This is a genomic window from Burkholderia sp. SIMBA_062, assembly GCF_046534765.1.
Taxonomy (GTDB): Bacteria; Pseudomonadota; Gammaproteobacteria; order Burkholderiales; family Burkholderiaceae; genus Burkholderia; species Burkholderia ambifaria.
This window is the reverse complement of sequence record NZ_JAWRYD010000018.1, coordinates 142,399-165,603: the sequence shown is the minus strand read 5'-3', so window position 1 is coordinate 165,603 and position 23,205 is coordinate 142,399. Positions and strand designations below refer to the sequence as shown.

Annotated in this window: 18 protein-coding genes and 1 pseudogene; 5 read left to right on the top strand and 14 right to left on the bottom strand. The window is 64.0% G+C overall.

The annotated features are described in order from the left end of the window. From SB786_RS21030 to SB786_RS21015, 4 genes are all read right to left on the bottom strand, one after another. Window positions 1–1,160: FAD-dependent oxidoreductase (locus SB786_RS21030; protein WP_410729166.1), on the bottom strand; the 1,160-nt coding region annotated here is incomplete at its 3' end. A 274-nt stretch (window positions 1,161–1,434) separates the two neighbouring features. Beyond that, window positions 1,435–2,772: a dihydrolipoyllysine-residue acetyltransferase gene (aceF, locus tag SB786_RS21025; RefSeq protein WP_410729158.1), complete on the bottom strand. Its 1,338-nt coding sequence runs from the start codon at window positions 2,770–2,772 to the stop codon at window positions 1,435–1,437. Window positions 2,773–2,933: 161 nt separating this feature from the next. Beyond that, on the bottom strand, window positions 2,934–5,648 hold the full coding sequence (gene mdeB / locus SB786_RS21020) for an alpha-ketoglutarate dehydrogenase (RefSeq protein ID WP_410729157.1): 2,715 nt from the start codon (window positions 5,646–5,648) through the stop codon (window positions 2,934–2,936). 319 nt (window positions 5,649–5,967) lie between these two features. Beyond that, the gene (locus SB786_RS21015; protein ID WP_410729156.1) at window positions 5,968–6,831 is read right to left on the bottom strand and encodes an AraC family transcriptional regulator; all 864 of its coding nucleotides are present in this window, start codon (window positions 6,829–6,831) and stop codon (window positions 5,968–5,970) included. Between the two features lie 799 nt (window positions 6,832–7,630). Here SB786_RS21015 and SB786_RS21010 point away from each other — a divergent pair. Together SB786_RS21010 and SB786_RS21005 are read left to right on the top strand one after the other, a co-directional pair. Next, window positions 7,631–8,980: an MFS transporter gene (locus tag SB786_RS21010; protein WP_410729155.1), complete on the top strand. Its 1,350-nt coding sequence runs from the start codon at window positions 7,631–7,633 to the stop codon at window positions 8,978–8,980. A 74-nt stretch (window positions 8,981–9,054) separates the two neighbouring features. Beyond that, window positions 9,055–10,227, top strand: a complete 1,173-nt coding sequence (locus SB786_RS21005; protein WP_410729154.1) for a porin — start codon at window positions 9,055–9,057, stop codon at window positions 10,225–10,227. Window positions 10,228–10,302: 75 nt separating this feature from the next. On the opposite strand, the gene SB786_RS21000 is transcribed toward SB786_RS21005, so the two are convergent. From SB786_RS21000 to SB786_RS20970, 7 genes and pseudogenes are all read right to left on the bottom strand, one after another. Then, the gene (locus SB786_RS21000) at window positions 10,303–10,593 is read right to left on the bottom strand and encodes a DUF4148 domain-containing protein (RefSeq protein WP_410729153.1); all 291 of its coding nucleotides are present in this window, start codon (window positions 10,591–10,593) and stop codon (window positions 10,303–10,305) included. 36 nt (window positions 10,594–10,629) lie between these two features. After that, complete coding sequence (locus tag SB786_RS20995; protein WP_158380557.1) at window positions 10,630–10,767, bottom strand: hypothetical protein; 138 nt, start codon at window positions 10,765–10,767, stop codon at window positions 10,630–10,632. Between the two features lie 211 nt (window positions 10,768–10,978). After that, window positions 10,979–11,467 carry a hypothetical protein gene (locus SB786_RS20990; protein ID WP_410729152.1) on the bottom strand — a complete coding sequence of 163 codons (489 nt, stop codon included), beginning with the start codon at window positions 11,465–11,467 and terminating at the stop codon, window positions 10,979–10,981. Window positions 11,468–12,088: 621 nt separating this feature from the next. Further along, window positions 12,089–12,339: pseudogene (locus SB786_RS20985) on the bottom strand (autotransporter outer membrane beta-barrel domain-containing protein); the annotation flags it as partial. 219 nt (window positions 12,340–12,558) lie between these two features. Then, complete coding sequence (locus SB786_RS20980; protein WP_410729151.1) at window positions 12,559–13,743, bottom strand: porin; 1,185 nt, start codon at window positions 13,741–13,743, stop codon at window positions 12,559–12,561. A gap of 55 nt (window positions 13,744–13,798) precedes the next feature. Further along, window positions 13,799–14,593 carry an ABC transporter substrate-binding protein gene (locus tag SB786_RS20975; RefSeq protein WP_410729150.1) on the bottom strand — a complete coding sequence of 265 codons (795 nt, stop codon included), beginning with the start codon at window positions 14,591–14,593 and terminating at the stop codon, window positions 13,799–13,801. A gap of 53 nt (window positions 14,594–14,646) precedes the next feature. Continuing rightward, complete coding sequence (locus SB786_RS20970; RefSeq protein ID WP_410729149.1) at window positions 14,647–15,816, bottom strand: M20 aminoacylase family protein; 1,170 nt, start codon at window positions 15,814–15,816, stop codon at window positions 14,647–14,649. A gap of 138 nt (window positions 15,817–15,954) precedes the next feature. Here SB786_RS20970 and SB786_RS20965 point away from each other — a divergent pair, with 138 nt between their 5' ends. From SB786_RS20965 to SB786_RS20955, 3 genes are all read left to right on the top strand, one after another. Continuing rightward, window positions 15,955–16,917 carry a LysR substrate-binding domain-containing protein gene (locus SB786_RS20965; protein WP_410729148.1) on the top strand — a complete coding sequence of 321 codons (963 nt, stop codon included), beginning with the start codon at window positions 15,955–15,957 and terminating at the stop codon, window positions 16,915–16,917. 185 nt (window positions 16,918–17,102) lie between these two features. Continuing rightward, entirely contained in the window at window positions 17,103–17,378 is a 276-nt protein-coding gene (gene frmR, locus SB786_RS20960; RefSeq protein WP_006753040.1) for a formaldehyde-responsive transcriptional repressor FrmR, read from the top strand. Window positions 17,379–17,434: 56 nt separating this feature from the next. Further along, complete coding sequence (locus SB786_RS20955) at window positions 17,435–18,544, top strand: S-(hydroxymethyl)glutathione dehydrogenase/class III alcohol dehydrogenase (RefSeq protein WP_410729146.1); 1,110 nt, start codon at window positions 17,435–17,437, stop codon at window positions 18,542–18,544. A 150-nt stretch (window positions 18,545–18,694) separates the two neighbouring features. Here SB786_RS20955 and SB786_RS20950 read toward each other — a convergent pair whose 3' ends face one another. Genes SB786_RS20950 through SB786_RS20940 form a run of 3 tightly spaced genes read right to left on the bottom strand, consistent with a single transcriptional unit; the run spans window position 18,695 to window position 22,934 of the window. Next, window positions 18,695–19,693: a hypothetical protein gene (locus SB786_RS20950; RefSeq protein WP_410729145.1), complete on the bottom strand. Its 999-nt coding sequence runs from the start codon at window positions 19,691–19,693 to the stop codon at window positions 18,695–18,697. Continuing rightward, the gene (locus SB786_RS20945; protein ID WP_410729144.1) at window positions 19,690–20,208 is read right to left on the bottom strand and encodes a (2Fe-2S)-binding protein; all 519 of its coding nucleotides are present in this window, start codon (window positions 20,206–20,208) and stop codon (window positions 19,690–19,692) included. The genes SB786_RS20950 and SB786_RS20945 overlap by 4 nt, the downstream gene beginning before the upstream one ends. After that, window positions 20,205–22,934, bottom strand: coding sequence for a xanthine dehydrogenase family protein molybdopterin-binding subunit (locus SB786_RS20940; RefSeq protein ID WP_410729143.1), 2,730 nt, complete (start codon window positions 22,932–22,934; stop codon window positions 20,205–20,207). Before SB786_RS20940 ends, SB786_RS20945 begins: the two co-directional genes overlap by 4 nt. Window positions 22,935–23,205: the final 271 nt, after the last annotated feature.

Sequence of the window (23,205 nt, the reverse complement as noted above, 5' to 3'; positions counted from 1 at the left end):
CGGTCGGTGACGGCGACGCCTGCCTTGTCGGCGCCGATCTTCTTGCCGTTCGGGCTGCGGCCCACCGCGACGAGCACGAGGTCGTAGCGCTGCGCTTCCGCCGGCGCCTTCTCGCCCTCGAACTTCACGTAGATGCCGTCTTCCTTCGCTTGCGCGCCGACCGTCTTGGTCTTCAGCATCACGTTGCCGAAGCGCTTTGCGTTGTACTTTTCCCAGACCTTCACGAGATCGCGGTCTGCGCCCATCATCAGGCCGTCCATCATTTCGACCACGTCGATCTCGGCGCCGAGCGTCGCGTACACCGTTGCCATTTCGAGGCCGATGATGCCGCCGCCGATCACGAGCATCCGCTTCGGCAGTTGGCGCAGTTCGAGTGCGCCCGTCGAATCGACGACGCGCGGGTCTTCCGGCATGAACGGCAGCTTCACGGCTTGCGAGCCCGCGGCGATGATCGCCTGCTTGAACTTGACGACCTTCTTGCCGTTTTCGCCCTGCACTTCCATGTGATACGGATCGACGAATGCGCCGACGCCGGTGACGACTTCGACCTTGCGCGCCTTCGCCATGCCGGCGAGGCCCGTCGTCAGTTTCTTGACGACGCCGCCCTTGAAGTCGCGCAGCTTGTCGAGATCGACCTCCGGCTTGCCGAACGTGATGCCGTGCGATGCGAGCGCCGCGGCTTCGTCGATGACGAGTGCCGTGTGCAGCAGCGCCTTCGACGGGATGCAACCGACGTTCAGGCACACGCCGCCAAGCGTCGAGTAGCGTTCGACCAGCACTGTCTTCATGCCGAGGTCGGCTGAGCGGAACGCGGCCGAGTAGCCGCCGGGGCCGGCGCCGAGCACGAGCATGTCGCACTCGATGTCGGCGGCGGCGCTGTAGCTGCCAGCTTGCGGCGCGGCTGCCGGAGCGGCTGCGCCTGCCGACGCTTCGACGAGTGCGATCACGGTGCCTTGCGAGACTTTCTCGCCGGCTTTGACTTTGATTTCCTTGACCGTGCCGGCGATGTCGCTGGGCACTTCCATGGATGCCTTATCGGATTCGAGCGTGATGAGCGTTTGCTCTTTTTCGATCACGTCGCCGGGCTTGACATTGACTTCGATGACATCGACGCCGTTGAAATCGCCGATATCCGGAACCTTGACTTCGATGAGACTCATGTACGTCCCCTTCTTGTTGGCTACTGAGAGAGGGAAGGGAAACTCGGGCGACGAACCGGCCACAGCCTGACAAAAGAACGCGAACTTGGGCAGAACCACCTTTGCTGTCCGCCCAAGGACGCGCCTTTCTTTTGGTTACTTTTCTTTGGAAGACAAAGAAAAGTGACCGCCGCCCCGCGCAGGGGCGACGCTAGCAGACCGTATGCAAAACAGGTTCAACGACAGTAAGAGGCGCACCGACAAAGACCCACGCCCCCGCGAGCCCCTCTACTCATCAAAGAACGATGCGCCGGAAATCGGAGAGCAACGCGCCGAGATACGCATTGAACCGCGCGGCTTCCGCGCCATCCACGGCGCGGTGATCGAACGACAGGGAGAGTGGCAGGATCAACCGCGGCACGAACTGCTTGCCGTCCCAAACCGGCTTCATCGCGCTGCGCGACAGCCCGAGAATCGCCACTTCCGGCGCATTGATAAGCGGCGTGAAATGCGTACCGCCGATCCCGCCGAGCGACGAGATCGAGAAGCAGCCGCCCTGCATCTGGTCCGGCTTCAGCTTGCCGTCGCGTGCGGCCTTCGACAGCTCGGCCATTTCCTTCGCGATGTCGACGAGCCCCTTCTTGTCCGCATCGCGGATCACCGGCACGACGAGACCGTTCGGCGTATCGGCGGCAAACCCGATGTGGTAGTACTGCTTGAACACCACATTGTCGCCATCGAGGCTCGCGTTGAAGGTCGGGAACTTCTTCAGCGCAGCGACGACCGCCTTGATCACGAACGCGAGCATCGTGAACTTCACGCCCGCCTTCTCGTGCTCCTTGTTCAGCTGCACGCGCAGCGCTTCGAGCTCGGTGATGTCGGCTTCGTCGTTGTTCGTGACGTGCGGGATCATCACCCAGTTGCGATGCAGGTTCGCGCCCGAGATCTTCTTGATGCGCGACAGCGGCTGCGAATCGACGGGACCAAATTTCGCGAAATCCACCTTCGGCCATGGCAATAGACCCAGCTCCGCGCCGTTCGCCGGGACAGGCGTCGAGACTGGAGACGTGCCGGACGATGCCGTCATCGCATTCCTGACGAGCGCTGCAACGTCTTCCGATGTAACGCGCTGCTTCCGACCGGTGCCCTGCACATGCGATATCTCGACGCCCAGTTCTCGCGCGAGCTTGCGCACCGACGGCGACGCATGGCTGTCGCGATACGGCTCGCCTTCGCGCGCCGGGGCGCGATGCAATGGCGCGGATGCGGATTTCAGTTCGGGCGCCGGCGTCGGCGCAGGCACTGGCCCTGTCGTGACATTCGCCGGCGGACACGTGACATCGCGCGCAGCGGAGGCGGCCGCAGGCACGGGCACCGCGTCGTCCTGCCGCTCGCCGTCGCTTTCGAGCAGCGCGATCAACGTGCCTTGCGACACCGTCTCGCCAACCGCGACCTTCATCTCCTTGATCACGCCAGCGGTGGGACTGGGCACATCCATCGTCGCCTTGTCCGACTCGAGCATGACGAGCGACTGCTCCTGTTCGACGCGTTGTCCGACTCCCACCAGAACTTCGATCACGGGGATGTTCTTGTAATCGCCGATATCCGGTACTTCTATTCGTGTCACCCGCACATTCGTCTCCAACAGCAAGCGTTTCAACAGTCGGCGCCCCTCTTCATCAGGCCGGACGCACTTGATTCGATCGGATTTCCCGCGATGGACCGATGGATGCGCGAGGCCTTCGAGCAGCCGATTCGCGCACCGCTCTCATGGCGCTCACCGGTCAACGGGTTCTAGACAAGCCAGGGTTCGATCAGCCCGCTTCCGATTCGCCCGTATCGGTCGATCGCCTGACGCACGATGTCAGGGTCCTGCTGGCCTTCGTCGACGAGTGCTTTCAGTGCGGCGATCACGATCGACGCACGGTCCACTTCGAAGAACGCACGCAACGCCGCACGTGTATCGCTGCGCCCGAAGCCGTCGGTGCCGAGCACGACATAGCGGGACGGTACGTACGCGCGGATCAGTTCGGGCACGGCGCGCACATAGTCGGTCGCGGCGATCACCGGTCCACGCGCGGCGCCCAGGGCCGCCGTCACGTAGGGCACCGCAGTCTCGCCGCGCTCCACTAGCCGCTGCGCGCGCTCCGCGGACACGCCGTCGCGATGCAATTCGGTAAAGCTCGTCACGCTCCAGACCGCCGCGTCGATATTCCAGTCGTCTTTCAAAATCCGTGCCGCGGCCTGGACTTCACCGAGAATCGCGCCCGAGCCGAGCAACTGCACCTGCGCGATCTCGACCTGCGCGGGCTCCAGCACGTACATCCCCTTGAGCACGCCGCGCCGGACGCGATCGACATCCGCTTCAGTCAACGAACGTTGCGCGTAGTTTTCGTTGGTGACCGTCATGTAGTAAAACACGTCGCGCTGACGCGCGATCATCTCCTGCATGCCTTCGTCGACGATCATCGCCACTTCGTACGCGAAGGCCGGATCGTACGCACGGCAGTTCGGTATCGTCGAGGCCGCAAGGTGACTCGTGCCGTCTTGATGCTGCAGACCCTCACCACCGAGCGTCGTCTTGCCGGCCGTCGCGCCGATCAGGAAACCGCGCGCGCGCTGGTCGGCAGCCGCCCAGATCAGGTCGCCGATACGCTGGAAACCGAACATCGAGTAGTAGATATAAAACGGCAGCATCGTCAGATCGTGCACGCTGTATGACGTCGCCGCGGCAATCCACGACGACACCGCGCCCGCCTCGGAGATGCCCTCTTCCAGAATCTGGCCGCCCGTATCCTCACGGTAATAGAGCATCGAACCCATGTCTTCCGGCTCGTACAGTTGACCGAGGGGAGAATAGATGCCGACTTGCCGGAACAGATTCGCCATGCCGAAGGTGCGCGCCTCGTCGGCGACGACGGGCACCACACGCGGCCCCAGCTCGGCGTCCTTCAACAGGTTGCCGAGCATGCGCACGAACGCCATCGTGGTCGACATTTCCTTGTCGTTGGTGTCGAGCGCGAATCGTCCCCACGACGACATCGCGGGCACGGCCGGCGCGTGCGATGCCGATGTGCGCCTTCGGGGAAGGTAGCCGCCCAGCGCCGCACGGCGCGCGTGCAGATACTGCATGACGGAACTGCTTTCGTCCGGTTTGTAGAACTTGAGTTGTTCGACATCGTCGTCGGAGAGTGGCAGGCGAAAGCGATCGCGAAACGCCTTCAACTGGTCGATGTCGAGCTTCTTTTGCTGATGTGTTGTCATGCGCCCCTGGCCGATCGAGCCCATGCCGAAGCCCTTCATCGTCTTCGCGAGAATGACCGTAGGTTGCCCGCTGTGTTTCGACGCCTTTTCGTACGCAGCGTGCAATTTGCGCACATCGTGGCCGCCGCGCCGCAGGCGGTCGATATCGTCGTTGCTCAGATGCGCGGCGAGCGCGGCCAGCTCGGCGTTCTGGCCGAAAAAGCGTTCACGATTGTAGGCGCCGTCGTTGGCTGAAAAGGTCTGGAACTGGCCGTCCACGGTGTGCGCGAACGCGCGCAACAGCGCCCCGGTGCGATCACGTGCAAACAGGGCGTCCCAGTCCGAACCCCATAACACCTTGATGACGTTCCAGCCCGCCCCCGTGAACTGGGCTTCGAGTTCGTCGATGATGCGGCCATTGCTGCGCACCGGTCCGTCGAGCCGCTGCAAATTGCAGTTGATCACGAACACGAGATTGTCGAGTCGCTCGCGCGCGGCCAGCGAAAGCGCACCGATTGCCTCTGGTTCGTCCATTTCGCCATCGCCGAAATAGCCCCACACCTTGCGGCCTTCCGTGCGTTGCAGTCCGCGGTTCTGCAGATAACGCATGAAACGCGCCTGGTAGATCGAGTTGATCGGCCCAATGCCCATCGAGCCGGTCGGGAACTGCCAGAAGTCCGGCATCAGCCACGGATGCGGGTAGGAACACAGGCCCGCACCTGTGATTTCCTGTCGGTAATGCTCGAGATGCGCGTCGTCGAGAAAGCCTTCGAGGTAAGCCCGCGCGTAAACGCCCGGCGCGGAATGAGGTTGAAAATAGACGAGATCGCCACCGTGGGCATCATTCGGGCCACGAAAGAAATGATTGAAGCCCACTTCGAACAGGTCGGCCGCCGACGCATAGCTGGCAATATGCCCGCCGAGCTCCCCGTAGGCGCGATTGGCTCGCACCACCATGGCCAGCGCATTCCAGCGCAGCGCGGCGGCAAGCTTTTCTTCGATATCGAAGTCGCCCGGATACGGCGGCTGCTGATCGACGGCAATCGTATTCGCGTAGGGCGTGATATTGAGGCGCGCCGTTGCGATACCGTTGGACGAAGCGTGGGCCGCGAGCCGATCGAACAGGTACTGAGCCCGTTCGGCACCTGCATGCCGAACCACGCCATCGAGCGCGTCGAGCCATTCGGCGGTTTCGAGTGGGTCGTCGTCGACTTTCGTCTGGCCCAGGGAAAGGATCGAGGGTGTCCCCGTCGATAAGTCGGTCATCTTGCAACTCCGTAAAAGCAATGCGAATTTAGTGGCGAGTGCGCAAAGATTACGGGGGATGCCGCAGAATGTGTGGTCGTATTAAAGGCCGCCGACGCTGTGTCGGCTGCAGTCTCTTCTGCGAAATGCGTGATCTACAGCATTTCTATTTGATGCGGGCGGCCTCGCGTGGAGATCCCGGAGTCGCGGGCGGGAAAATGGGCGAAAGGCGCGTCGAAACTCGAAGCGCGTTACATCACAACGGGCACCAGGAAGGAACCGGCCGCGCGATTGCGGCCGCTCGCGCCACGCGTTCATCGGCGCGCCGAGGCGCGCGGCTTCACACATCGGCCACAGCATCCGCTGGGCCATCCGCTCGGTCGTCCGCCGCCGGCGCGAGCACGGCCTCCGATTGCGTGCGAGCCAGCGCGGCGAAATAGCGGCCTGGCGAATGCCCGAGCGCTTTCTTGAACATGGTGATGAAGGCGGTTACCGACTCGTAGCCGAGTTCGTCCGACACGCGTTGCACGGAAGCGCCGCCGGCAAGCTCGCGCACCGCAACGAGTAGTTGCAACTGCTGCCGCCAGCGGCCAAATGTCAGTCCCGTTTCACTGACGACGAGCCTTGCCAGCGAACGCTCGCTCATGGCGAGACGCTTGGCCCATTGCGCGACGGTGCTGCGATCGCCTGGATTGGCGTTCAACGCGTCCGCCATCTGCCGGATTCGCGGATGGTCCGTAACCGGCAGATAGAGGCGCTCGACCGGCATCAACGTCAGCTCATGCAACAGCACGCGCGCAAGCCGGTCGATATGGCCGCCCTGCTCATAGTCCAGCGGCGCACCGGCCAGATGCAGGATCATTTCCCGCAGCATTGGCGAAATGGACAGCGTGCAGCAATCCGTCGGCAAGTCGACGATACTGGGCTCTGCGAACAGATAGCAAAGCCGGGCATTGGGTGTGGCATGGTTACTGTGCGGCATCTCGCCGGGAATCCAGACGCCGCATTGCGGCGGGACGATCCAGAACGCGCCCGCGACCCGACAGGTTACGGCGCCGTGCAACGCCAGCACCAGTTGCCCCTTCAGATGCTTGTGAACCGGAATTTCGGCAGCATGCTCGTCGACGTGCATGTGCATTGCTACCGCCGGCCGATCGATCGCGTCGGGATCCGCAAAATCAGGAAGACTAACGTAACGGTTCATATCCGGCATTTTAGCGATGGTTTGAAATTGTAGCGAAATTGACGCGAAGCATGAGCCGGCATAGTCGCGTCATACCAAGCTGGAATGGCGCCACGACTTCATTGCGCGAGCCCTCCCCTTCCCGCACGCGTGGAATCCGGGCTCGCGGGTGAGCGTTTCGACAGTGTCGATGCCTGTGCAGTCCGGTTGGGACCCGATTGTGCTCGTGCGTGGGCTGTGGCACATCACGTGCACGCTTCACCAGTCGGACGAAAGTCACGATGGCGTCGAGCAGATCGACGGGGACGGCACCGCGAAGTTCAACGCGCCACCGACCGCGAATTACGCTTCGATTGACTGCTCTCACCGCACAATCGACCGAACGGAGCGTCGCTGCGGCAACACAAGAATAAGAAATGCTGCCTGAACTGCGGCAATATTTCTCCGTGCAATAAAAATGACTTCACGATCCAGGCGACCCGGATTTCGTCATGCGCGATGAAGTTCGGAGCGCCGAAATAATAAATCAATGGAGACAGATTGTTTTTGTCATACCAATACCGAACGGACGACAGCGCCGCACCATTGCGTGCGGCGCCTTCCCCTACGGCGAAGTCGTCGTCGGTTGAATCCGCAGCGCCGGTCTATTCGCCTAGCCGATCATTCCTCAGCAATTAAGCAGATCTTCGTCATATTAACTATCGATTCTTCAAACCAGTTTTACTGGCGCTTAATGTTCGACCATCCGCGCCATCGCCTTTAAACCAGAAAAAATGCAATACCCAGAGCAAACCCTTCCTTTTAACGCGAGGAGAACAATATGGAAATACGGAAAATCAACGTCTACGATCTCATCGACAGTCGCAGAATCGGCAGGAGGCAGTATTTCATCGTCGCCTTCTGTGCGCTGCTCATGCTGTTCGATGGCTTCGACACCCAGGTCATCAGCTTCATCGTGCCCGTTCTCGCGAAGGAATGGCAACTGCCCAAGACGGTATTCGGCGCGATTTTTTCAGCTGTTTTCTTCGGGCTACTAATCGGTAACTTCAGCATTCCGTTCGCGACCCGGCGCTTCGGCACGAAGAAGATTGCTTTCGTGGCAACCACTGCGTTCGGCCTGTTCACCGTCCTGACCGTCTTTGCCACCAGCGTGCCGCAACTGATCGCCTTGAGGTTCCTCACAGGCATCGGCCTCGGAGCGGCCACGCCTTGCGCGGTGGGCCTCGTTTCGGAATTCAGCCCAAAGAGAACCCGCGCGACTTTCGTCATTCTCGTCTACTTGGGATATGCGCTGGGGTTTATCTTCGCGGGCATCTGCAGTAGCGCCTTGATCCCGCGATTTGGCTGGGAAGGTCCACTGTGGCTGGGCGGGCTCGCGGCACTGGGTTTGACGGTGTTGCTTATCCCGCTGCTGCCGGAATCCGTGGCCTACCTGTCGGCAAATGCGGAGCCGGCCGAACTGCTTCGTGCAACCAGGCGCCTCTTTCCCGATTTCACGCTGCAATCGGACAGCGAACTGGTCTCTCACGAGGAGAAGCCGGCGGACGCAAGTGTGCTCGGATTGTTCTCCGCACAATTCCGCGTGGGGACATTCCTCCTGTGGGCCGTATTCGCGATCAACCTGGCAGCTTTTTATTTTCTGCAAAGCTGGCTGCCGACCGTTCTCGCGTCCATCTCGTTCCCACCCGCGCTCGTGGTCTGGGCGACCATTACCGTGATCATCGGCGGCATGGTGGCCAGTCTGCTGATGGGACCCATCATGGATCGCACGAGCCCCTACAGAATCCTGTCCGCGGTCTACGTCGGCGGCGCCGTGTCGATGTACGCGATCTCGATAGCAATCGGCTCATCGCATCTCGCTTTACTCACGACGATCTTCTTTTGCGGCTTTTGCATCAGCGGCGGACAAACCTGCGCGATCGCGTTGTGCACGCTCTTCTACAGCCCGGAATTGCGCGCGCCGGGCGTCGCATGGGCCTATGGATTCGGTCGGCTCGGCGCCGCGGGCGGCACTTACCTCGCGGGTGTCCTGTACGCGAACAACTGGACAGTCGACGCGATGTTTCGCGTTGCAGCAGCGCCAATACTCATTGCCGCGGCTTGCGTGGCCCTGATGGGCGCTTGCTATGGCCAGACGAAGAACGGCCTGAAGAAATCCTTTTCGGCCTGACCCGTACCGCTCGCTGAATCGATGAACGTCAGGTGAACTGTTTTTTTGTATTGCCTTTGAATTGCGGAGATCTCATGAAAACCAAAAAAATCGAAATCATTGTCGGCTCACTCGTGGGGCTGGCCAGTTCCGTCGCGCATAGCCAAAGCAGCGTCACGCTCTATGGCGAGATCGACAACGGTATTCATTACCAGACCAACGTAGGCGGCGGCAAAGCCGTCTACATGGACTCGTTGGACGGTATCGACGGCAGTCGCTGGGGGCTGACCGGCAAGGAAGATCTGGGGGGCGGTCTCAAGGCGATTTTTACGCTCGAGTCCGGCATCAACGTAAATAACGGACAACTTGCCCAGGGCGGCACGGCGTTCGGCCGGCAAGCTTTCGTCGGACTGAGCAGCGACACTTACGGTTCTCTCACCGTCGGCCGTCAATACGACATGGTGTGGTATTTCCCCGAGTTTCTTGCCGGTGCCGCAGCGGTTGGCGACCTGGCGAGCGCGCATCCGGGAGATTTCGACAACACCAGTAACAGCGTGCGATTCAACAACTCGGTGCGCTACATGAGCCCGGACTACCACGGCTTCTCCTTTGGCGTCGAATATAGCCTTGGCGGCGTGCCCGGCGACCTCACTTCGACGTCGGGCTATTCGCTTGGAGTCGGTTACACACGCGGTCCGCTTCAGATCGGCGCGGCGTTCGATTACTTCAAACACCCGACATCGACACCGGGTAACGGATGGTTCACCAACTATGCAAGCGGCTTCAATCTGCTGGCCTCTTCCCTGAACTCGGCTTATCAGGTCGCGCAAGCCTATCAGGACGCCGTCATCGCGGCGGCCTACACGATCGGAAACGCGACGATTAGCGCGTCGTATTCGAATGTTCAATACGCCAATCTCGGTGCGTCGTTCCTGAACGGTACTGCCATCTTCAACAACTATGACATCGGTTTGAACTACCGTGTCACGCCGGCCTTTTTCGTCGGCGTCGCGTATGACTACATGAAGGCGCGGCGCGTCACGACGGCACAAGGCAATTCCGTCGGCAATCAGCACTACAGTCAGGTGGCGTTCACGCTGGACTATCTGCTGTCGAAGCGTACCGACGTGTACTTCTCGGGCGGCTGGCAACGCGCTTCCGGCACATCGTCGACGGGCGCGCTGGCGGTCGCCAACATTGGCGGATCCGGAGATTCATCGAATAACCACCAGATGGTTTATCGGGTCGCTATACGACATAAATTCTGAGCGTTGCTCGCCCTGGAGTCCATATGACGATGCGGCGATATTTCAGCGCCGGCATGCAGACGCCACGGTCATTGCTCAAGGTTGCTGGTTCGACGCCTGCAAGGATGGCGTCGCCCCGGCGCCTGCATCACGGACATCCCGATTCGGGCGAGCGTGCGCCATATTGGGCGGATAGGCCCGCTGCCTGAGCGAGTGAGTCGGAATCCAGCCGTCGCGTTCTGCCTGAACGAGTTCGGCCCGCACCTCAGCGCGCGTCTTTCCACTTGTGCCCCCTGCCGCGGCGCAGCCCGCATCGACTACACCGGCGCTTGCGGCCAACGGGAAGCACGTGACGAAGCAGAGTATCGCTGCAATTGTCGTGCGCATGAGAATCTCCTTCCTTGTAAAGGCGTGGCTCCGCGCTCAGACGAAGCCATACATGGTGAACAACATGACGTACGGGATCTCCTGTCCCGCCGAATTGCAGACCATGACGTCGGTCTTCTGAATGGCGCACGCGGACACGATTGCCTTTGCGACTTTCGAAAGGACAAGCTTCATGATGATTGACTCTCCAATCTGATGTGACCTTACGGTCGATCTCTCGGCGATCCGTCAATGGTGCTGAACTGCGCTTGACGGCTGCATCATTAGTTCATGACGCATCGCGGCCATCTACATCGCACGACGCTTGTTCACTACCGGCTCGAAGCACGGGAATCTGGCAATCCGGTGCTTTGAAGCGTCTCCGTGATGCGTACTTTATCCACATTCAGGCAGTCTGAATTTGTGGAAGATGACAACGCATCTGCAAAAACTGCCAGAGTTTTTCTGATGCGCGGCGTCCTGTCGGCAGTCCAATCAGCGTCGTTGTGCGCCGCCGCTCATCGTGAGTGTTGCCGGCTGGGCCAATCTGCGGCTCACGGCGGAATTCAGCAGCGTGCCCATCAAAGCCATGGAATTGTCGGGACAGACCGCGGTTCACGCACGGGCACCCGGCGCTCGCCCACCGCACATCGAATCCTGCGGTCCGCCATAGGGAAACCACCGTGAACACTTCTGAAACAATTCGATCCCGGCCGGATGCCGATTTGCTGCAGATGCAGCCGCTTGACGTGCGATGTGCAGCGGACGTGCCCGGGTCTTCGCCATGAAAACCCAATCCAATCAACCACCTCGGTTGAATCATGGGGAAGACCGCCGCGCCGCTCGCCGGAAAGTGAGGATTGGCCGGGATTCGTGAAATTTTCGCCAAAATCAACCTAACTCATTGATTGTTAGCGGAATTTTATTGGCATAGCGCTAAGTGTGTTCAAGGATTAGCGCGGGCTGCCGCCGTTATTTGCCCGTTTGGCTTGCGGCAGGCGGCGGGATACGCCCAAACGGATCATGCAGGGGCATCGCCGTGTCGTGGTGTACCTGAAAATCCGAGTGCTTGTACCGCAGCAGCGCGGCGACCGCTCGTTGCGGCCGCCGAGTACGCGAGTCCCTGCGACCGTTCGGCTTCGCGATACGTCGCACCGTTCACCAACACCGCGCGGGCCATTGCGATGCCACTACCATACCCCGGAGCCCGGAATACACCAGGCGATACGTATTCTCGTTCATGCTCGCCGACGCGGCCCGCGTCCCGTTCGTTACTTATCGAACGCGAGCTTATCGAAGCACTTCAAAAACACTGTCAAAAACTGCCAAGCCGTTGAAGCAAAGCACAAAATTCGAATTCCAGACACCTCTGATTGACATGCACCGAGACATATCTCGTCGAGTTCCAAACGCATGCGGATGGGGAACCAGGTCAATCTCTTGGACGCACGTCATATGTGCGCACCAATGGACCCGGCCGCTCGCAAAAACCCCATCGCGAACGGCCGCCACCGCTTCAGAACTTCCACAACAGATTGCCGTACAGCGCATGGTCGCTGAAGCTGCCGCCGATTGGCCGCTATACGACAACCCCAGCGACAGGTTCTTCGTGACGGCCGCATCGACACCGACCTCGAGCACCGCGGCATCACGCGCGACCGGCACGCCGACCGCGCTGAACGGCGAACCTCCGCTCGCGAACGACAGCGTCGAACCCGGCTGCGTATTGCCGAATGCATGCCACCAGCCGACCGTGCCGTTACCCGAACCGCCGAGCGTCAGCTCGAAATTCCTGCGGCCGAGGCGGCGCGCGGGGATCTCCTGTATCGACGCGCTGAAGAAGGGGACGGTGACGTAAGCGACGGTGCGGACCTGCTGACGCTTGCACACATGATGCGCGGCGGGTCCACGGTTCGCGGGCTTCACCGGTTTCGCGGGAAGGGCGGCGCCGGTCCGCCGCCGCCCTTCCTGCCCGGTCCGGCGCACTCAGAACTTGTGACGAATCCCCGCATGCACCATCACTTGCTTCGACGTCGACGACAGATCGGCCGCCCCGGGGATATACGCCTGATCGAGCGACGAGCCGGTCGCGTCGCCGGCAACCCGCTGGTACGCACCCATCAGATAGACGTCGGTGCGTTTCGACAGGTTGTAGTCGGCCATCAGCCCGATCGAATGGATCTTCGGTTTCGCGCTGCCCGTGGTCGCGTCGTAGCGCACGGTCGTATACACATACTGCGCGCCCACGAAGAACGCCGGCGTGAACTGATACCTGCCGTTCACTTCGAAGTTCTGGTACTTGATCGCGGTGACCGTGCCGCCCGCGAGCGGCCCCGCGACGGGTTCGATCGTCTCGTCGCCGAACAGGTAGCCGACGTTCGCGGTCGGCCGCGTGACGTTGCTGTTCGTGTACGCGAACCCGAGCGTCGCGGGCCCTGCCGTGTAGTTGACGCCGGCCCCGAAGATCCGCAGCCGCGCGGACGCGAAGTTCGCATCCGCCCCGACCGAGCCCGAACCCGCGATCGCGCCGCCGGCCGTCGCACCCGGATTGTCCGCATTCAGGAATGCCGCGCCGACGAGCAGGCCGCCCTGCTCGTACTGCGCACCGACGCTCCACTGCCGGTTGTTCGCGAACCCGGTGTCGTTGCTGAAGCTGTACGTGCCGCCGAACGAGAAGCCGGCAAAATCCGGGCTCGCGTACTTGACCGTGTTGCTCACGCGGAACGTGTTGCCAGTGTTGTCGTTGTCGAGCGGATGCGAAAACGGATAGACGCCCCAGCTGCCGTTCGCGGTCGTCGGCGCGAGATAGTCGACGATCGAGTCATATTGCCGGCCGAGCGTCAGCGTGCCGAAGCGCGTGTTGCCGAGCCCGACGTAAGCCTGCCGCCCGAACATGCGGCCGCCCTGTGCGAGGGTGCCGCTGTTCACGTTGAAGCCGTTCTCGATCTGGAACAGCGCGCTGTAGCCGCCGCCGAGATCCTCGGTGCCCTTCAGCCCCCAGCGGCTGCCCTGCGCGAAGCCGCTCGCCATCTGCCACGCCGCGTGGCCGCCGACGTTGTTCGTATAGTCGATGCCGGCATCGACCAGCCCGTACAGCGTGACGCTGCCTTGGGCAAAGGCCGGCGCCGCACAGAGCGCCGGCATCGCGACGAAAATCAATCTCCAGTTCATTCGTTTTCCTTATTGATATGTTGATTCAAGGCCGCACGTCGAGGTGCGGCCAGGCTTACTTCGTGCCGTAGATGTCGAAGTCGAAGTACTTCTGGTTGATCTTCTGATACGTGCCGTTCGCGAGGATCGTCGCGAGCGCGCGGTTGAACGCGTCGCGCAGGTCGGCGTCCTGCTTGCGCAGCCCGAGGCCGTCGCCCTGCCCGAAGTACTTCGCGTCGTCGATCGCCGCGCCGACGAACATGAAGTCCTTGCCCTGCGGCTTCTTCAGGAAGCCGTCGCTGGCCGCGATCGATGCCTGGAACGCCGCGTCGAGCCGCCCCGTCACGAGATCGGCGTACACCTGGTCCTGGTTCTGGTACGACTCGATCTGCACGCCGGCCGGCTGCCAGTTCGCGATCGCATAGTCGGCCTGCGCGGAGCCCTGCTCGACGCCGACCCGCTTGCCCTTCAGCGAGGCGGCCGTCGGCAGCAGCGGCGAACCCTTGCGCGCGATCAGCCGCGCCGGCGCGTTCGAGATCCGGTTCGTGAACGCGATCTGCTGCATCCGCTTCGGCGTGATCGTCATCGACGACGCGATCACGTCGAACTTGCGCGCGAGCAGCCCCGGAATCATCCCGTCGAAACTCGACTCGACCCACACGCAGCGCGCACGCAGCTCGGCGCACAACGCGTTCGTGATGTCGATCCCGAAACCGGTCAGCGTGCCGTCGGGCCGCTTGTATTCGAGCGGCGGGTAGGTCGGATCGACCGCGAGGCGGATCTCCTTGCCCGTCCAGTCGCCCGCATGCGCGGCCCCTGCCATCGTCGTCGCCGTCAGCGCCACCGCGAGCGCCGCCATCCACTGTTTCATTGCCCGTCTCCTTGCTTGCGTTGTTGAAGGTAAATCGAATCCGTGTGTTCGCGTCACGCGAGATAGCGCTCGGCGAGCGCGATCCAGTAGCTCGCGCCCGTCGCGAGGCACGCGTCGTTGAAGTCGTAGCCCGGATTGTGCAGCCCGCAGCCGGCCGCGCCGTCGCCGTTGCCGATCGACAGGTAGCTGCCCGGGCACGCGTCGAGCATGAACGCGAAATCCTCGCTCGCCGCGATCGGCCGCAGATGCGGAATCAGCGCGTCGTCGCCGCCCCATTCGCGCGCCACGTCACGGGCGAACGCCGTTTCCGCCGCGTGATTGACGAGCACCGGATAGCCGTGGCGATAGTCGATCTCGGCCGTCGCGCCATAGCTGTCGGCCTGACCGTGCACGATCGCGCGAATGCGCCGCTCCAGCAGCGCGCGCACGTCCGGTGACAGCGCACGCACGCTCAGTTCGAGATCCGCATGCGGCGGAATCACATTCGATGCGGTGCCCGCGTGGATCGAGCCGGTCGAGACGATCGCCAGTTCCTGCGGATTCACGTTGCGCGACACGACCGTCTGCAGCGCCATCACGATCGACGCGCACACGACCACCGGATCGATCGTCGTGTGCGGCGCCGCGCCATGGCCGCCGCGCCCGGTCACCCGCACGCGCACCTCGTCGGCCGACGCCATCGCCGGCCCGTCGCAGAAGCCGAGCACGCCGGCCGGCAGCCCCGGCACGTTATGCATCGCGAATACGGCATCGCACGGGAACTGCGTGAACAGCCCGTCGTCGAGCATCCGCTTCGCGCCGCCGAGCCCTTCCTCCGCCGGCTGAAAAATCAGGTTCAGCGTGCCGCTGAAGCGCCCGCGCTCGGCCAGACACCGGGCCGCCGCGAGCAGCATCGCCGTGTGGCCGTCGTGGCCGCACGCGTGCATCACGCCGTCGCGGCGGCTCGCATGCGGGAGCCCGGTTGTCTCGCGGATCGGCAGCGCGTCCATGTCCGCGCGCAGCCCGAGCCGATTCCCGGCGCCGCGCGCGAGCGTGCCGACCACGCCGGTGCCGCCGAGGCCGCGCGTGACCCGATAACCCCATGTTGTCAGGCAGTCGGCGACGAGCGCGCTCGTCGCCTCTTCCTCGAAACCGAGCTCCGGATGCGCGTGCAGCCGGTGGCGCAGCGCGATCATCTCGGTCTCGATGGCCGCCATTTCAGGCGGAATGCGTACTCTATCCAATCCTGATACTCCTCGATGCGTGCCGGTTTCCGATCGCCGGAATGGCAGATCGTGGCGAAATCGTAGGCAGCGAAAAAACCGGCGAACAGCCGCAGTTTCGTTATGATGACAACCTTTCGTTGTCGGTATCGCACCACCATGAGCACGATCAAGCTGCATCAATTGCAGGCGCTCGTCGCGAGCGCGGAGGCCGGCAGCATCCGCGGCGCGGCGCGCACGCTCGGGCTGTCGCAGGCGGCCGTCACGCGCGCGCTGCGCGAGCTGGAGGCCAGCGAGCGCCTGCCGCTGCTGGTGCGCGCGCCGGAAGGCATTGGCTTCACCGAGTACGGGAAGACCCTGCTCACGCACGCGAAGCTCGTGCTCAAGCAACTGGAGCACGCGCAGAGCGATCTCGCGCGGATGCGCGGGCGCGTCGAGGGGCGGCTGAGCGTCGGCGTGACGCCGTGGCTGACGATGACGTTCCTCGCGGAAACCGTGCTGCGGTTTCGCGAACGGATGCCCGACGTGCGCCTCGAGCTCTACGAAGCGTTGATGGCCGTCGCGCAACCGCTGCTGCGCGACGGCAGCATGGATTTCGCGCTCGGCCACGTGCAGCCCGGCAGCGGCGCGCAGGAATTCGCGTTCGAGCCGCTGCTGCGCTACGACACGTCGGTGATGGTGCGCGCCGGGCATCCGCGCGAGCGCGCGAAGTCGGTGCACGACCTGCTCGACTGCGACTGGGTGCTGAATTCGTCGGCCGACGGCCAGGCCTCGCTCGTCGACTATCTGTTCACGCGACACGGCGCGCAGATCGACGAACGGCGCATCGTGCGCGCGCAGTCGGTCGCGATGCTGCAGACGATGCTCGAACAGGCCGGCATGTGCACGTGGTGCCCGACCATCCTCGCGGCGGTGCCGCCGTTCGGCGAGCGGATGCGCGTGCTGTCGCTGAAGGAAACCTTCGAGCCGAGCGAACTCGGCATCGTCACGCGTCGCAGCAGCACGCTGAGCGACGCCGCGCGCTGCTTCATCGACTGCCTGCTGCAGACGATCCGGCGCCACGCGCGATCGGCGCGCAAGGAGGATCTCGCACTGTTCCGCACGCTGACGCTGTTGATCTGACGGTGTGGAGGCTGCGGCGGCCGGCAGCAAGCGTCTGACGGACCGCGACGAGCGGGCGCCGGCGGGCAGAACATCGTCGTTGTACCGCCCTGCACGGCCCCGCGCGCCAACATCAAGCGATTCCGTATTCCTCTTCGCGCGGCAATGTTCTATACTGCCCCCCAGTATCCGGAACCCACGATCCCATGCCGCATTCCCCCGAAGAAAAGAAACGCGTGCTGACCCGTGTGCGCCGTGTGCGCGGGCAACTGAACGCGCTCGAGCAGGCGCTCGAGGAGGGTGCGGACTGTGGTCCGATACTCCAGCAACTGGCTGCCATCCGCGGCGCGATCAACGGCGTGATGGCCGGCGTGCTCGAAAGCCATTTGCGCGAGGAATTCACCCAGCTCGCGGACGCCCCGCGGCCCTCGTCCGGATCGATCGACGATATCGTGACCCTCGTTCGGTCCTACCTGCGCTGACCGACTGGGGATCGCCGACGTCCGAGCCATTCGATGATTTTTTTAACAGGATTGCCATGAAATCACGTGCCGCTGTTGCGTTTGAGGCGGGTAAGCCGCTGCAGATCGTCGAAATCGACGTCGAACCGCCCCGCAAGGGCGAAGTGCTCGTCAAGATCACCCATACCGGCGTCTGTCACACCGACGCCTTCACGCTGTCGGGCGACGATCCGGAAGGCCTCTTTCCCGCCGTGCTGGGCCACGAAGGCGCCGGCATCGTGGTGGAAGTCGGTGAAGGCGTGACGAGCGTCAAGCCCGGCGACCATGTGATTCCGCTCTACACCGCCGAATGCGGCGAGTGCCTGTTCTGCAAGAGCGGCAAGACCAATCTGTGCGTGTCGGTGCGCGCCACGCAGGGCAAGGGCGTGATGCCCGACGGCACCACGCGTTTCAGCTACAACGGCCAGCCGATCTATCACTACATGGGCTGTTCGACGTTCAGCGAATACACCGTCGTCGCCGAAGTCTCGCTCGCGAAGATCAACCCGCAGGCGAACCCCGAGCAGGTCTGCCTGCTCGGCTGCGGCGTCACGACCGGCCTCGGCGCGGTGAAGAACACCGCGAAGGTGCAGCCGGGCGATACGGTGGCCGTGTTCGGCCTCGGCGGCATCGGTCTCGCGGTGATCCAGGGGGCCAAGCTCGCGAAGGCCGGCCGCATCATCGCGATCGACACCAACCCCGGCAAGTTCGACCTCGCACGCGTGTTCGGCGCCACCGACTGCGTGAACCCGAAGGACTACCAGGAGCCGATCCAGCAGGTGATCGTCGGGATGACCGGCTGGGGCGTCGACCACAGCTTCGAGTGCATCGGCAACGTCAACGTGATGCGCGCCGCGCTCGAATGCGCGCACCGCGGCTGGGGGCAGTCGGTCGTCATCGGCGTCGCGGGCGCCGGCCAGGAAATCTCGACGCGCCCGTTCCAGCTCGTCACCGGTCGCCGCTGGCTGGGCACGGCATTCGGCGGCGTGAAGGGCCGCTCCGAACTGCCGGGCATGGTCGAGGACGCGATGGCCGGCACGATCCAGCTCGCACCGTTCGTCACGCACACGAAGCCGCTCACCGGCATCAACGAAGCGTTCGACCTGATGCACGAAGGCAAGTCCATCCGGACCGTCGTGCATTTCTGAACCCCGCGCGAGGAAACCGGCCGCGGCAAGCGGTCTCCACGCGCGATGCCGCCGGCAAGCCGCGATGCTTGCCGGCGCGACGCATTCCCCGAATTCTCTTCTGTCAGAAGCACGCCGGCCCGGCCGCCGGCGACGGCAATCGCGGGCGGCCTATTTCACCGCCTGCGCCTGCGCCGCCGGCGTGAAGCTGCACTTCGGATCGTTCTTGCCCCGCGCCGAACAGCATTCGAGCAGGTCGCTCACCGACTTCGCGTTCGCCGCATTCCATTCGTAGAGGCTCTTGTTGTTGTCGATCGGCATCCAGTGCGTCAGCGGATACCGGCTCGCGCGCGCGTTGCTGCCCTTCGGCGGCGGCAGCATCCCGGCGGCGAGCGGCACGTAGATCTTGCAGCTGTTCTGGTCGCCGATCCGGTGACAGCCGATACAGGTGTTGCCGGGCGTGCTGATCGCATGCGAGGTCCACGACGCGAAGTCGGCGCCGAGATTCACGTACTTGCCCCACGGATCGGTCGGCACCTTGTTCCATACCTGCCCGATCCACGGGCTGTACATGACCGGGCTCGCGTCGTGACACGACACGCAGCGCTTTGTCGCGGTCGCGGCCGGCTTCCACCAGAACTCGGCCGCGGACGGATGGCCGGGCGGCGGCGTCGTCTCGTTCGGCGGCGGCACGCGCGCCGCGTTCATGCCGGCCGTGCCGCCCTTCTCCGCGTGAAACCAGCAGGTCTTGCCGTTGCCCGCATGGTGCAGCACGATGTCGACTTCGTCGTAATACGGGCTACGGTTCGCGCGGATCTGCTTGCGACGGCAAAACGCCGAGATCTGCGTGTCGCCGTGGGACAGGTCGAGGATCTTCGAATAAGGCGTGCATTGCCCGGACGTCGGCGCGTCATACGGCAGCAGCGCCGGGCGATCGCACGTCATGTGCGCCGCATAGCGCGCGGGCACGCGGCCGTTGACGGTGATCGGCACATCGGTGCCGGCGTTGCAGTCGAACGCGGGAATCTCGCCGATTTCATCGGTGCACTGCTGCGCATACTCATGCAGCGACGCATCGGCGTTTTCCGCCGCGAGCGCGCGCGGCGCGCCCGGCGCACCCTGCACGGCCAACAGCATCGCCAGCGCGGCGACGCGGGTTCTCGTCGTCATGCCGCCCCCTTCGTGTAGCGCAGCGCCACCTTGCGAATGGCCTCGATGTACTTGACGTAGCCGGTGCAACGGCAGATGTTGCCGCCGACCCAGGTTTCGATCATCGCGTCCAGATCGCGCTCGTGCACCGGCTGCGCGCGCAGATGGTCGAGCATCGCGGTCGCGGCCATCAGGAAGCCCGACGCGCAGTAGCCGCACTGGAACGCGAACGACTCGAGAAAGCTCTGCTGCAGCGGCGACAGCGCGCCGCCCTGCGCGAGCCCTTCGATCGTGTACACGTGCATGTCGGCCATCGCGCTGACCGGCGTCGAGCACGACAGCGTCTTTTCCATCGGCGCATCGGGCGCGTTGCGCACGCCGACCGTGCACGCGCGGCACACGCCGATGCCGCAGCACAGCTTCGTGCCCGTCAGGTCGCGCCGCTCGTGCAGGAAGTCGATGAGGTTCATGTCGCCGTCGGCGGCGTCTGCTTCGACGGGCTTGCCGTTGATGGTCATCCGGACCGGATTGCTCATTGCAGGGCCTCCCGAATCTTCTCCGGCGTCACGGGCGTCACCCGGAACCGCCGCCCCGTCGCCATCGCGAGCGCATTGAGCAACGCCGGCGCGATCGGACACATCACCGCTTCCGCGATGCCGCGTGCATTGGCCGGATCGCCGGCCGGCGGCGGCAATGCGATCAGCTCCTGCACGGGGATGTCCGGCAGCCGCGTGACCTCGTAGCGATCGAGATTCCAGCGGCCGCCGCCGGGCCCGTCCGGCCCCAGCGGACAGGTTTCGGTCAGTACGTTGCCGATCCCCATCGCGACCGCGCCCTGCGACTGCCCTTCGACGAGCTCCGGCGACAACTGCCGGCCGACGCTCACGGCCGTCACCACGTGTTCGACCTTCACGCGCCCGGTCGCCGAGTCGACCGCCACCGCGACGAGCGTCGCCGACGGCGCATAGGTCGTCCGCCCGTAGAGTGCCGTATTGACCGGTGGCGGCTGCAGCACGCGCTGCAGCGGCGCGAGGCGATACGGGTCGAGGCCGACCGCCACGTAGTCGTAGTCGATCTGCGCACTGCCCGACGCGAACGGATAGGTGCCCTTCCAGAAGTAGCCGGCATAGCTCGCATGCACGGCCGCCACGGTCTGCAGGCCCAGCTTCCCGATCGTGCCGAGCAGCGCGGGCCACGAAATCGGCGCGAGGCCGTTCGCGACGAGCGTGCGATCGACCCAGCGCACGTCCGCGGCCCGCACGTTCACGCCCCACCGTGCGCGCGCGGCCGGCAGCACGCTTTGCAGAAACAGCGCCTGCGCGGCCCCCTTCACCGCGTGATACTGATGGAACGCGCCGAGGCACGCGCTCGACGAACCGTAGTTGTAGCGCACCCAGTTCGGCCCGCTCGACGGGCTCTTCGTGGTGAGCCCGAGCGCGTTGAACGGCGCGATCTCGCTCATCGCAATCGTTTGCGCGTTCTGCCCGAGAAATTCAGCCGGTGCGAGACCCAGCGTCGTGGCCGCGCCGTTGCCCATGTCGGTATACGGCGTGATCACCCGCAGATTGCCGTCGGGCAGGATCTGCACCATCCCGAACATCCCGTCGCCGGACGTGCCGTACGCCTCGTTCGCCATCGCGAGACCGACGCCGTACCGGAGGTTGCGCGCGTTGCGCTCGGCACGCGTGCGCTCGCGCTCGAGCCATAGCGGATGACGCTCGAGCCGGTCGAGCAGCGCGTCGAGTTGCAGGTCGAACAGGATCGGCGCACCCGTGATCGCGCGGCCCTTGCCGAGATCGGGCGCCTTGCCGAGCAAATTGGCGCGCCGGATCTCGAACGGCGACAGCCCGAGCTGGCGCGCGGCCTCGTCCATCAGCGTCTCGATCGCCATGAACGCCTGCGGCCCGCCGAAGCCGCGCTGCGACCCGCCGAACACTTCCCGCGTGTAGGTCGAAGCGGCCTGCGCGCGTGCGCGCGGAATCTCGTAGCAGCTCATCGCGCTCAACGCGGCAAGCTGCGCGACGTACGGCGACAGGTTCTTCTTGCCGCCGCCGTTCAACAGGAAGTCGCAGGTGATCGCTTCAAGCTTGCCGCGACGGTCGAACCACAGCGATTCGGAGAACTGCGTTTCACAGCGTTTCAGGCCGACCTGGAATTGTTCGTAGCGCGACTGCTGCCAGCGCAGCGCGCCCTTCGCGAACGGCGCCGCAAGCGCCAGATACAGCGGGAAATAGGACTTGTCGCGTCCGCCGAAGCCGCCGCCCGGGTAGCACGCGATCACATGCGCTTCCTTGACCGCGACGTCGCTGCCGTCGAACAGCGCGCACGCGCCGGTCGCATCGTCGTTCGCCGATTGCGTGCCGAGCACGAGGCTGATTCTCGCGGCGGACGCGTCGTACCATGCGAGTCCCGACTCGGGCTCCATGAACATCGGGTCGATCGCCGGCGTCTCGAACGCGTCGTCGCCGATCGCTCGAACGCCGATCCACGCGCCGGCGGCCGCTTGGCGGGCAATCGTCGCGTCGATGTTGGCGACTGCCGCCTCGCGTTCCTCCAGGTACTTCGCGGTCGGCTTGCCGTTGCTGTCGGTCTGGTAGTTGTCGACGTAGTTGAACCGTCGTTCGTCGTCGCGCACGTAGACGGTCACGGGCAAATACGGCACGACCGGTGCGGCCGGGCCCGTGCCGGTCGACGCGCCGTAGCGGATCACGCCGCGATTGAAGTCGAGCAGCTTCTTCGCGCGGCGATAGACGTCGAAGTTCTCGAAGATCAGCAGCGCGGCCGGTTGCCCGTAGCCGTCCGCCGGATGGCCGGGCCGCGCGAGCCAGTAGATGTCCTGGTTCGCGATCGGATCGGGTTCGGGTGCAAGCGGAATCCGGCGCGCGCTCAGCAATGCGCTGTCGACGATCGCGATCGGTCGCAGTTCGGGCGGCAGCACGCCAAGGTCGTAGCCCTGGTACACGGCGTCGACCCGGTCGCAGCGCAGCGCATAGAGCCAGTTTTCCTGCTGCGGCCAGCCGACGAAGTCGCGGGACTTGAAGTCGCGCGCGTAGATCTTCTGGCCCGTGACCTTCGGCATGCCGTCGATGCGCCAGCGCGCCTTGCCGGGCACCGGCGCCCAGTTCGGGCCGTTCGCATCGGCCGGCGTGTCGCCCGCGGCGAGCACGACGGCCGGCAAATGGGTGACCGACACGGCGACGACGGCGCCGCTGCCGGCGAGCTTCAGAAACGTCCGGCGTGTCACAGGCACATGGATGGCCATGCTGCGTCCCTCGTTCGAATTGTTATGTCGGTCGGTCGACTGCGCGACGCGCGTCGCCACGCCGGCCGCGTGGGCGCCGATGCGCAGGTGTCGATGAGAAGATGGTGTACCGGGCGCGGTTGCTGGCGCCGGTTCTCAGGAGTCGGGACGCAGAGGATGCGCGACGATGCCCGGCGGATTCGCGGGTTCGCTCCACGCGGATGGGCGCCTGCTCGATGAAGCGTCGGACCGCGTGCGTCGCGCTGTGTGTTCGCTCATGGTTCCCCCGGCC